This is a genomic window from Paenibacillus gorillae (genome assembly GCF_000513275.1).
Lineage (GTDB): Bacteria > Bacillota > Bacilli > Paenibacillales > Paenibacillaceae > Pristimantibacillus > Pristimantibacillus gorillae.
Genome location: NZ_CBVJ010000127.1, coordinates 20,537 through 31,576, shown reverse-complemented (window position 1 = coordinate 31,576; position 11,040 = coordinate 20,537). Strand labels below are relative to the sequence as shown.

Here is an 11,040-nt window from a genome sequence, read left to right as displayed (position 1 = left end):
GTTAAATGAATCGGTACAAGTGTTTAAAGCCACAGTACTGCAACCAGGCATTTCGACGTCGCTGGTCGCGGCGATCGCGGCAGCGCAGCAGGCGTTATCGGAGTCATCCGGAAGGCGTCAACGGTGGGGCAGACGTCGGCGGAAACTCGCAGCGTGCTGGAAACGGCTATCGGTACTGCGCAGCAGATTCTCGATAACGCGAGCAATTACACGCAGGATCAACTGGATACTGCCGTTAACCAGTTAAATGCATCAGTTCAAGTGTTTAAAGCCGCTGCTCTACAACCGGGCATTCCAACGGCGCTGGGCACGGCGATCGCGGCAGCGCAGCAGGCGTTGACGGATTATCCGAAAGGCGTCAACGTGGGGCAGACATCGGAAGAAACTCGCACCGCGTTGGAAACTGCCATCGGTACTGCGCAGCAGATTCTCGATAACGCGGGCAATTACACGCAGGATCAACTGGATACTGCCGCTAACCAGTTAAATGCAGCGGTTCAAGTCTTTAAAGCCGCAGTAATTCAACCGGGCATTCCGACGGCGCTGGGAGCGGCGATCGCGGCAGCGCAGCAGGCGTTGACGGATCATCCGGAAGGCGTCAACGCAGGGCAGACATCGGCAGACGACCGCGCTGCCCTGCAGACCGCGATAGATGCGGCGCAGGCTATTGCCGACGATGCAGGAAACCAATCTCAGATTCTATTAGATGAAGCTGCTGCCCGTTTGAGCAATGCTCTGGCGGAATTCGCAGCCGCTTTGGTGGAGTTGGTGCTAACAGCCTCGGCTAATGATTTGTACGGAACGAGCGACACGCTTCGCTTTACGGTATTTTACGGATACGAAGTCATTGTGACCGGGACACCGGCCGTTCCGATCATGGTCGGAGACCATTCTGCCGTTCAGAATGTATATGCCTCGTATACGGGAGCGCGCGGCACCGCATTGACGGAACTTACTTTCGAATATGAGGTTCCGGCCGGGCTCGCGGATGTAGACGGTATTGAAGTTGCCGCCGCGTTGGAGCTCCCGAACGGTGCAAATATCGTTCGAGCTGCTGGCGGAGCCGCCGCTTCGCTAACGTACAAAGCACCGGACACGAGCGGAATCCGTATTGTGGCGATACCGCCCGATGTTACCCTGACGGTTGCACCGAACGGATCGGCACCACGTAAAATAATCAGCGTGACGGCCGGCGTGCACGGAGTAGCCGCAGGTAATGTGCTGACGGAGCTCCGTTGGCTGCCTGGAAGCCTTAGCGAGGCTGATTTTGCTGGAGGAACGAAAGGAACCGATATTTTGGCCGCGCGTCAATTCACCGTAGCTGCCAACGGCGACTATACCATATATGCCCGGGACAAAGCAGGCAATGAAGCCGTGAAAGCCATTACCCTCACCGGCATCTCAACACCGTCTTCTCCGAATGCCGGCGATCGACCGATCACATTGGAGACGACCGTGAAGATAAAACAGGGTGCTGGGATTACTGTTCTTGTCGCTCCAACCGACATCAAACAGGTGACGCGGTCGGACGGCAAGGTGACCGAACAGGTCATCCTTTCCGAACGGACGAGGGAGCGAGTGCTGGAGCTTTTGAAAAATGGGAAGGAACCGTTTGTCAGCATTGAAATCGGCGATCGGGAGCAAGCGGTACAGACACGTTTTCCGGCTGATTGGATCGCGGATATAGCTAAAGATTATCCGAAGGCGATTATTGAGGTGAGGCTGAACCACTCTAGCTTTCAATTGCGGATAAGCGCGATCGATCTGACCGGTTTGGCGGCGCGTCTCGACTCGAAAGTATCGGATTTGACCGTGAGCATTATTCAGGAGCAGGCCGGGGAGGATGTTCGACAGGAGATCAATCGGATTGGCGTTTCCCAAGGTTTTGTTGTATCCGCCGACGTCATCGACTACAAGGTAACGGCGGAAGCAAACGGGCAAACGTTGGAGGTGCGCGACTTCGGCGGATCGTACTTGATCCGGACTATTAAATTGGACGGAGAGAAAACGAACCGTAACCTGGTTGCCGTTCAGTATATCCCGGCAAACGGAACCATCGTTTTTGTTCCGGCACAGCTGGAAACCGGTCCAGACGGCAAAGTGGAAGCGATTCTGAACGTGCCGCATAACAGCTTGTATACAGTCGTAGATGTACAGGCTCGAAAGTTCGTCGACTTAAACGGATATTGGGCGAAGGCAGATGTGGAGCATCTGGCGTCCAAGCTGCTAGTGAACGGAGTGGCCGCCGACCGTTTCGGGCCAATGGGAAGTATTACCCGAGCGGAATTCACGGCCTTGCTCATTCGCGGGCTGGGGCTGTCCGTGAAGGAGAGCGAGGGCGGTGCCCGTTTTGCGGATGTCCCTGCGTCTGCATGGTATGCGTCTGCGGTTGAGGCGGCGGTGGCAAGCGGGTTGGTGAGCGGCATCGATGACGACAGTTTTGCGCCTAACGATCCGATTACCCGCGAGCAAATGGCCGTGGTGATCGACCGCGCCTTAACCTTCACCGGACATGGAAGCATTGGCGATGGACAAGAGGGCGGCGGCCTGGCCGCTTTCACGGATCGAGACTCCATTTCTTCATGGGCGAAAGGGGCGGTAGTCCGAGTGTCGGAAGCCGGCATTATGAAAGGGTTTGAAGACGGACGCTTCGCGCCGACAGAGTATGCAACGAGGGCGCAGGCAGCGGTTATGCTGAAGAGGTTCCTGCAATACGTACATTTTATCGATTAGCAGAATGTGCAGAAATGGAACAAAAAGGGCATCCCCGCTGACAACGAGGATGCCCTTTTTCTATTGTTATGAGCGTGCTACCGCTTGCCGCGGCGCACCTTCAACAGCTTGCCTTTGATCGTCGTATCACGCATCAATTCTAGAACGAGCGAGCCTTTGCCATTCAGAATCTCGACATCGGTCACATGATCGAGAATCGTAATGATCCCAATGTCATCCGCATTGACGCCTTCAAGCTTGGCGATTGTACCTACAAAATCGACCGCTCTCAGCTTTTTCTTCTTGCCGCCGTTAAAGTTCAGCTTCATAATCTGTTTATTCAACTGTTCGCGTTTGTCTTTTTTCAGCTCTGGACCATTGTCGCGCTTCTGTTCGAATTGTTCTCTGCGCTGATCCACTGCCTCCTCCGAGGGGGCTTTCACCTTCGGAATGGCGAAACCGATGTAAGCTTCGATTTCAGCTAGACGCCGGTAATCCTTCGGCGTGACGAAGGTAATCGCTTTGCCAGTCTTGCCAGCACGGCCTGTCCGGCCCGTCCGGTGGACGTAGCTTTCCTTCTCAAGCGGAATATCGTAGTTGATAACATGGGTAATGTTTGTAATATCGATGCCCCTGGCGGCTACATCCGTTGCGATTAAGTAACGGAATTGCCCTCTGCGGAAAGCATTCATCACCTCAAAACGCTCTTCCTGCTCCATACCGCCATGAATACGGTCACATGGATAATCGAGATCGGCCATTTCCCGGAATAGCTTGTCCACATTCTCCTGCGTGCGGCAGAATACGATTAAGCTATCCGGATTTTCTACGATAAGTAAGGACTGAAGCAGCGCCAGCTTATCTGCCTCCATCACTTGGATAAGGGAGTGTTCGATCGTAGCTGTCGTGAGGCCGCTCGCTTTGATCTCGATCTCAGCGGGCTTGTCCAAGTATTTGCGTGACAGCCGGGCGACGTCTTCTGGAAACGTGGCGGAGAAGAGCATAGTCACTCTTTCCTGAGGCAGCGCTTGAATGATAGCCTGCACTTGCTCGATGAAGCCCATGTTCAGCATTTCGTCGGCTTCGTCGATTACGAGATAGGCGATCCGATCCAGCGGCAGCGTGCCGCGTTCAATATGATCGAGTACACGTCCGGGCGTACCCGCGACCATATGCGTTCTTTGCTTTAATTCCGCCCTTTGGATATGAAAAGGATGCTTCCCGAACAGCGGCGTCGACTTGATCCGCTTGAAACGGCCGATGTTCATCAGGTCTTCGTTGACCTGTAAGGCCAGCTCGCGGGTTGGCGTTAGGATTAACGCCTGCGGTTTATTTTCGTTCCAGTCAACCAGCTCGCAGAGCGGGATGCCGTAGGCGGCCGTTTTGCCGCTGCCCGTTTGCGATTTGACGACAAGATCCTTTTTCGCTAGCGCGACAGGAATAACTTCCGTCTGTACCTCCGTCGGCGTCTCGTAGCCCAAGCTGCCCAATGCCCGTAAAATCTCTTCGCTTAATGCGTAATCTGTAAACTTCTTCTCGTTCATCTTTACCCTCTTCTACGCTATATTCGATTACCTGATTATCTCAGCTATTAACCGTACCTGTCTCTCTTCCTTCGTCTATTATACTCTGAAAACCGTCAGCAATTACGTTTCATGACAAAAAAGCACCCTTGTCGGACATCCATCTCGATTTAACCACTAGAGAAGTATGTCTCGCCAAAGGGTGCATTGTTCTTTATCCGAATCGTTGGGTCTTGTACCATTTACTCTTTCTGCCGAGTATTTTGTCTGTAACGAGCGAGTAGAACGCTTTAATAGAGATGATCAGGAAGAGCTGCGCATAGGTGAAATAGGAGACGACCGAAATGACAAAGTTGCCGATGGTGCTCTGTCCAATATCGGTAGCCAGCGCCAAATTAATTTGCAGCACATAGATGTAATACATCAGCGCCCATGCGATCATCAAGTACAGATAAATGTCGTCGCCGAAGTTGAATGGCATGACCACCGACGGATTAAATAAGGAAACGATATAATACCCGATATTCGTAAGAAAGATAATGTCGGAAATAATGATGGCAATCATAAACCAGAAATAACTGACCGCATAGTAGAGAACATGGAGCTTAATCCGCCAGCTCGACCGATTGAACAGATGATGGATGTTCTCGATAACAACGTGGAAGTTGCCCTTGGACCAACGCTGGCGTTGTTTCATGTAGATGCTGAGCTTTTCCGGCTCCTGCTGATAGGCTTCAGCCTGCGGAGCGAGCGCAATTAGTTGACCCCGCGTCAAAATTTCGAAGGAGATAGCCGTATCCTCCGTAATGGCATCTTCGTCCCAGCCGCCGATTTCACGAATCAGCTCGGATTTTACGATATAGTTAGTGCCTGGAATTGTCCCGAGCTTGAACAATTCCCACAACCCCGTATGATGCACGCGCTGTATGGTGATGAGCTCGAGATTGATACATTTGGTGAGAAAGTTTTGGCTGCGATTACGCGCTTTGTTGCGGCCGAACACAGCACCGTAGCGATCGGGTCGTTCCATCGCCTTCTGCATGAGAAAAGCGAGCGCGTTTTTCTCCGGTGCAGCATCGGCATCATAGATGCAGATCCATTCACCTGTGGCCTGCTTGAATGCATCGTTCAGGGCACCGGATTTGCCGCCGGTTCCCTTACGCTCCAGAATGTGAAAGTTGCGATCGCGGTAGGCAGGCTTGCTTTTGAGCGCCTTAAGCTTTTCCGCCGTACGATCCGTACAATTATCTGCAATGACGATCAGCTGGAGCTTATGGGCAGGATAATTCATGAACAAAATCCGCTCTACCGTCTGCACAATAACGAGATCCTCGTTGTGGGCCGGTACCAGTACTGTAACAGCAGGATAATTATCCATATCCTGTGGAATTGTGAGCGGCTCCCGATTTTTCCTGCGAATAAATTTGATCGCTCCTGCCATAATGACGATACTCTCAAATACGGCGATCCAGATGCTGACGACCGAGAATAGAAGGAGGAAATCAGACATGAGGTTTTCCCCGCTCATATTTCTCAATTACTCTGGCGCGGAATGACAAGGTATAGATGGTTAGAATAATGACGGAAAGCGTCAATAACGACGAGACAACAATGCATACCGGAACAAACCAGCTGGCGTTAATCAAAGCGAGCACTTCCTTTCAACCGTTTTTTCGCACCGGGTGCGGAAAATTTAAATATATTCCGCGACGAGATCCGTCTCTGTGCCTCTCTCAAGTGTTGCGATGACGTCGTCTACGTTCTGGTAGAGGTCGAATTGCTCCCTTTCAAATCCAAGGATCGCTGCCCGGACAACAAGCTGTAGGGGTTGTCCGCGCTTGTCCTCGAAGTTGATATTGATCATCGCATTTTTGATGCGGTCCGTTACCGCCGGGAAAAAGTTTCGGTCCGTAAGGGGGCATAGGACGACGAAGCGGCCGGCATCGACGGAGAACTTGGTGTCTTCATGCCGGATTTGCCGCTGAATCGTATCGGCGATTTCGATTATAAATTTAGAATAGCGCTCGTTGCCAAGAGATTCTAAAACAAGGGGCAAAAAATCGATTTTAAACATGGCGATGGAAAAATCATATTTGTCACCGTACCGCTTGGCTAAATTTGCTTGCTTGGTCAGCGTATCCGCCAGCGCTTCTTTGTTCCCGAGACCTGTATCGAGGTCGATCATCGGGGTATTGCTTGAGAGAGCATTCAGACGCTCCAAAATATGCTTCGTCCGAATGAGGCGGTATTTAACGAAAGTGGCAATCAGAATATTGGCGGGAATGAAGAGCAGCCACAACGTTTCCAGAATATTCACACTTCCATAGGTAGTAAGCCACACTAAGTACGTCACAATAAATAGAAAAACAAAGACGACGGAGAAGCCTGCGGGAATGAAAAACCCGGCCGCTAACACGACCAGCGCCCCAACACTGGCTCCAATCTGCCATCCGGTAAAAGACTGGTTCAGGTACAAGTTCAGGTAGACGGCCAATTGCTCTGCCAGCAGAAGAACAATCAAGCTGACATAGCCGATATCTACGTTGCGTGAAGCGATTTTGTTATCCATCGTTTCCGGTCCGTTCCTTTCGATTCATGATGTCATACAGCCTTGTTGTCATCGACTAATTCTACTGACATAAGCAGATAACCGCAAGGCAAAAACAGGCCATAAAGCTTGGTAGATATAGGGATGTCCGGTTTCACTCACGAGCATCCTAGCGTGCTTTCAGAGAAACCTCTGCCAGAAGCGGAAATAAATTATCGAACAGATGCGTGTCTCCGTCGAAAACGTAACCGCCCTTATAGCGGGAATCATGGCCCCGCATTGCGATCATCAGGGGGTAGAGCTCCTTCGCCCAAGCTTGGTCCTTCGTCTCCAGTGCCAGCAGAATAGCCAGACCGTATACGGAGGGAGATTCATAATCGACTGCCGGTTGGCCTGAATTGCGATCATATTGCCCGAACAGCTTTCCTCGATTCTTTAGCTCCTGCTTGAGAAAACCGATTAGCTTCTGAGGCGATTGTCCAAGCTCCGCGACGTGAATAGCAACAATTAGCTGATCGATCAGATTTACTTTGCCATCCCATGTATACGTTGAAGCTCGCACCTCGTATTTTTGCGGATAAAAGACGTTTTCACCTGCTGGCGGCAGTTTCTGCAATAGCTCAATGTGCCTGTCCAAAACGCTCCGGTCGATCAGTCCATGCCGCTCCATAGCTTGCAGCGCCAAGGTATCCACATAGACGAGACTTAGGACGTCTGCGGATTGCTGATGAAGAAAGTCATGATAATCGACGAAATAGCCTTCTACCATCGCTGATTGCTGCAACTGGGTTGTAATAGCCTTCGCAGTTGATAGATAAGCAGTCTGCTCCCACAGATCATAGCCCTCCAACAGTGCTCTGACGATACGCAGGTCGTCCCCGAGGGCATTGGTGTTCACCTCCGAGGTGCCGCTCGGTTCAAGCTTCCAAATAATATAGTCTTTGGGGGACAGAAATCTGTCGCGCAGCAACTGGTAGCTTTGCTGGAACCGTGTCTCATCCTGATTCATCACAGCGATTTGCATCCAGACGCCCAGGGATTCGGATAAAGCCTCGTGTCCAGCGACGTAATCAGGATTTGCAGATGAAGCTTCTTTTAAATAAGTGGCTAATGTGCCGTTTGGGTTCGTCATGTTGTGTTCGATAAAAGCTAGTGTGGGGGAAACGGCCGTTCGTTTGGACAGATGCTGAATCCATAGAAAAACTGCGATACCTGTTAGTAAAACGGTGAACGTAATGATAATGCCTCGTTTCGGCATTGGGGATTTCGTTGTCATGCGTTCTCCTTCAGGGCATACAGGATAATGTCGCTTACCCCAAAGATAGCAAACTCCACGTACTGTAGCAAAAGTCAATAGTCCCTGTAGGTCTTTTTTACTGCAATTAGAGAGGAAAGAGGGAGGATCATGTTGTGATTGACAAGCGTATTCCATGTGGAGGGCAGCAGCAGGAATGGGTAAATGGCATCAATCTGCCGTTTTTATAGAAGAGTTGATGTCGAGTGATGCAAGAATGCGGTGTGCCGTAAAAAAAGAGCATTATTAGTTATTCACAAAAGCAGATTCGTCCATTATACTTTGTGAATGATAATCAATATCAATTGATAGGAGATAAACGAAACGATGAAGAACACACGACACAGTTTATTTGCATTCATGGCCTTAATTCTAATTAGCATGCTTGCTGCATGCGGCAGCCCGGCAAATAATGAAGCACCTGCTGCAACAGCGACTGATGCTCCAAGTCCTGTGGCAGAAGAGGCAGCTGTTCGTACGTTGACCGATGCCGCTGGCCATGAAGTAGAAGTGCCTGTCCATCCTAAGCGGATTATTGCTGCCTTTATGGAAGATCCGCTGTCGGCTATGGATATAAAACCAGTAGCGCAATGGGGAGTAGCCGGAGTTCCGCAGCACTATCTTCAAGATAAGCTGGCAGGCATTCCTGTCCTGAAGATGGATAATGGATTGCAGCCGGAGGAAGTGCTGTCGTATAACCCGGATCTGATTATTTTTCTAACGGCGGACTATGCGAAAGACGGTTACGATCAGTTTGCCAAAATCGCGCCTACGTTCATTTTATCGGATAATGCAAGCGACTGGCGCGGAAATCTTGAAAAGCTTGGCGCACTCTTAAATGAAGAAGACGCAGCGAAAAAGGCATTGGCTGCCTATGATGAGAAGCTGAAAAAGGCAAAGGAACAGCTGGGCAGTCTGATCGAGGGCAAAACAGCCGTTCTGCTGCAGCCTGCAGGCGAGAACTTCAAGCTGTTCGGCCCAGGCTTCTATGGCGGTGCAATGCTGTATGACGAGCTTGGCTTCCAAAAGCCTGATGTGCTGAAAGGTGAATATGATGCCTACTCCATCGAGACGTTGGCCCAGCTTGATAAGGTTGATTATATTTTCCTGTTATCCGGTGAAGGAAGAGAAAAGCCGCCGGAGGACAATCCGCTGTGGAAGGGAATGCCTGCTGTGAAGGCTGGGCACGTCTTCGCAGCAGATTCGGGCCATTGGTTTAACAACAATTCGCTAGCGAACGGCTTAATGATCGAAGACGTTCTCAAATACGTTCATGAATAGCAACGCGATTTCGGACCTGCAGCATTATGCTGCAGGTCAAGTTTGCTATAAGCTGCTAAGTGTGGAACAGGTCAAGAGTGTGTTGGGCGGCGGGTCTGACCGGAACTTTATTCAGAGCAGATCCCATGTGCTGCTGCTCTCCAAGACGAGTCATGGCCGGCTGGTCATTAACGGGAAGTATTATCCGCTGCGGCAGGGCGGCGTCTATGTATGTCCGCCGGGTCATTTAATTGAAGCGGAAACGGGCGGCTCCGGGACTGAGCCGGGCCTTATGCTGCTTCATTTTGAAGGGTTCTTCATGCCGGTGGAGGAGCCGGATCTGGGAGGTGAAGCGGTTTGGCGTTTTCCTTTTGCAGGTGAAGCAGTTATTCACCCGGCCTCATCCGTTATTCATATATTTGACCTATTGCATGCGGGCTGGAGCGAGGGCAAGCAGTCATCCAGACTCCGGTGCGAAGCGGGACTGCTGGAGTTGCTGGGCTTGGTGCTGGGTTATCAGGAGCAGCAGATGGAGCTGGCGCTCGAAACTGCAAAAATGGAGCTGGAGCGAAATTATAAGGAGGATATAACGATAGATCAGCTTGCAGGAGTTGCGGGGCTAAGCCGGTTTCATTTTATGCGGCTATTTAAGGAGCGTTACGGCAGAGGCATTATGGAATACCGGACAGAGCTGAGGCTGATGGAGGCCAAACGGATGATGACTTCGCCATCAGCACCTTCGCTTGCTGTCATTGCCGAGGCGATTGGGTATAAGAATGAGACGTATTTCCGTAACCTGTTCAAGAAACAGACCGGTATTCCTCCGGCAGCCTATCAGAAAAATCAGAAATACAAGATCGCCGCATATAGCTGGATGAACATCGGGATGCTGCTTCCTCTGCAAATGATTCCTTTTGCAGCGCCGGTGGACCATTATTGGACCGATTACTATCGCAATCGTTATAGCTTTGAGATTAAGCTGCTGCTGAGCCATCATTATGAGTTTAACCGGGAGATATTGCGGAAGGCTGAGCCGGATTTTATTATCGGCATCGATCATTTTATTCCTGCCGAAGAGCAGGAGAAGCTTAAAAGTATCGCGCCAACGCTGCTGCTGCCTTGGAAAGGGAATTGGCGCGAGCATCTGTCTCTAACGGCTGCTTTTATAGGCAGGGAAGAAGAAGCGGGCAGATGGCTGGAACGCTATGAGCAGAAATCGGCCGTCCTTCGCAAACAGCTCGGTGCAATGACGCGTCGTGATACAGTTGCCGTATTTGTTGTTAGTAAAGGGCAGCTTCATGTCTGGGGTCGAAAGGCGGGAACGGTTCTCTACAATGATTTGCAGCTCGGCATGCCGCCTGCTGTAGCCGATATCGACTGGCTTGAGCCGATAGAGCTGCAGCACTTGGAAGCCTATTATGCCGACCGCGTTCTGGTGCATGTCGAGGAAGATCCCTTGTCGCAAGCGTACTGGAGCCAGCTTTCCAGGCATCGCGACTGGAAGCGGCTGGCGGCTGCCTGCGGGCCGAAACTGCAGGTTTTCTCGGGAAATGATCTGTTTAAAGCGCCGTGGAATGAGTACTCGGCTCATTATTGCGAACGATTTCTGGATGAGGCTCCTGAGCTATTTCGTATTGCGGGAGCGGCGTTTTAAGCAAAGGACAAGCTCGGAGGGCGACTGCGCTCCTGTTGCTTGTCCTTTT

The 11,040-nt window shown here is 51.1% G+C and carries 7 protein-coding genes; 3 read left to right on the top strand and 4 right to left on the bottom strand.

The window, feature by feature from the left end:
* Positions 1-123: 123 nt before the first annotated feature.
* On the top strand, positions 124-2,733 hold the full coding sequence (locus TY10_RS24060) for an S-layer homology domain-containing protein (RefSeq protein WP_042169385.1): 2,610 nt from the start codon (positions 124-126) through the stop codon (positions 2,731-2,733).
* 77 nt (positions 2,734-2,810) lie between these two features.
* On the opposite strand, the gene TY10_RS24055 is transcribed toward TY10_RS24060, so the two are convergent.
* The 4 genes from TY10_RS24055 to TY10_RS24040 all read right to left on the bottom strand — a co-directional run bounded on the left by TY10_RS24055 (position 2,811) and on the right by TY10_RS24040 (position 8,059).
* Positions 2,811-4,256 (bottom strand): DEAD/DEAH box helicase, encoded by a 1,446-nt coding sequence (locus TY10_RS24055; protein ID WP_042169383.1) that lies wholly within the window; start codon positions 4,254-4,256, stop codon positions 2,811-2,813.
* A gap of 193 nt (positions 4,257-4,449) precedes the next feature.
* Entirely contained in the window at positions 4,450-5,745 is a 1,296-nt protein-coding gene (locus TY10_RS24050) for a glycosyltransferase family 2 protein (RefSeq protein WP_042169381.1), read from the bottom strand.
* A 183-nt stretch (positions 5,746-5,928) separates the two neighbouring features.
* Positions 5,929-6,804, bottom strand: coding sequence for a GGDEF domain-containing protein (locus TY10_RS24045; RefSeq protein ID WP_042169379.1), 876 nt, complete (start codon positions 6,802-6,804; stop codon positions 5,929-5,931).
* A 148-nt stretch (positions 6,805-6,952) separates the two neighbouring features.
* Positions 6,953-8,059 carry a hypothetical protein gene (locus TY10_RS24040; protein WP_042169377.1) on the bottom strand — a complete coding sequence of 369 codons (1,107 nt, stop codon included), beginning with the start codon at positions 8,057-8,059 and terminating at the stop codon, positions 6,953-6,955.
* A 345-nt stretch (positions 8,060-8,404) separates the two neighbouring features.
* On the opposite strand from TY10_RS24040, the gene TY10_RS24035 reads away from it, so the two are divergent.
* Together TY10_RS24035 and TY10_RS24030 are read left to right on the top strand one after the other, a co-directional pair.
* A complete protein-coding gene (locus tag TY10_RS24035; RefSeq protein WP_042169375.1) occupies positions 8,405-9,358 on the top strand; it encodes an ABC transporter substrate-binding protein in 954 nt (317 codons plus the stop codon).
* Positions 9,351-10,991, top strand: coding sequence for an AraC family transcriptional regulator (locus tag TY10_RS24030; RefSeq protein ID WP_052350744.1), 1,641 nt, complete (start codon positions 9,351-9,353; stop codon positions 10,989-10,991). Before TY10_RS24035 ends, TY10_RS24030 begins: the two co-directional genes overlap by 8 nt.
* Positions 10,992-11,040: the final 49 nt, after the last annotated feature.

Bases quoted from the DNA above. Each gene is read 5' to 3' on its own strand.
- TY10_RS24055 (WP_042169383.1), bottom strand. From the start codon at position 4,256: ATGAACGAGAAGAAGTTTACAGATTACGCATTAAGCGAAGAGATTTTA.
- TY10_RS24050 (WP_042169381.1), bottom strand. From the start codon at position 5,745: ATGTCTGATTTCCTCCTTCTATTCTCGGTCGTCAGCATCTGGATCGCC.
- TY10_RS24045 (WP_042169379.1), bottom strand. From the start codon at position 6,804: ATGGATAACAAAATCGCTTCACGCAACGTAGATATCGGCTATGTCAGC.
- TY10_RS24040 (WP_042169377.1), bottom strand. From the start codon at position 8,059: ATGACAACGAAATCCCCAATGCCGAAACGAGGCATTATCATTACGTTC.
- TY10_RS24035 (WP_042169375.1), top strand. From the start codon at position 8,405: ATGAAGAACACACGACACAGTTTATTTGCATTCATGGCCTTAATTCTA.
- TY10_RS24030 (WP_052350744.1), top strand. From the start codon at position 9,351: ATGAATAGCAACGCGATTTCGGACCTGCAGCATTATGCTGCAGGTCAA.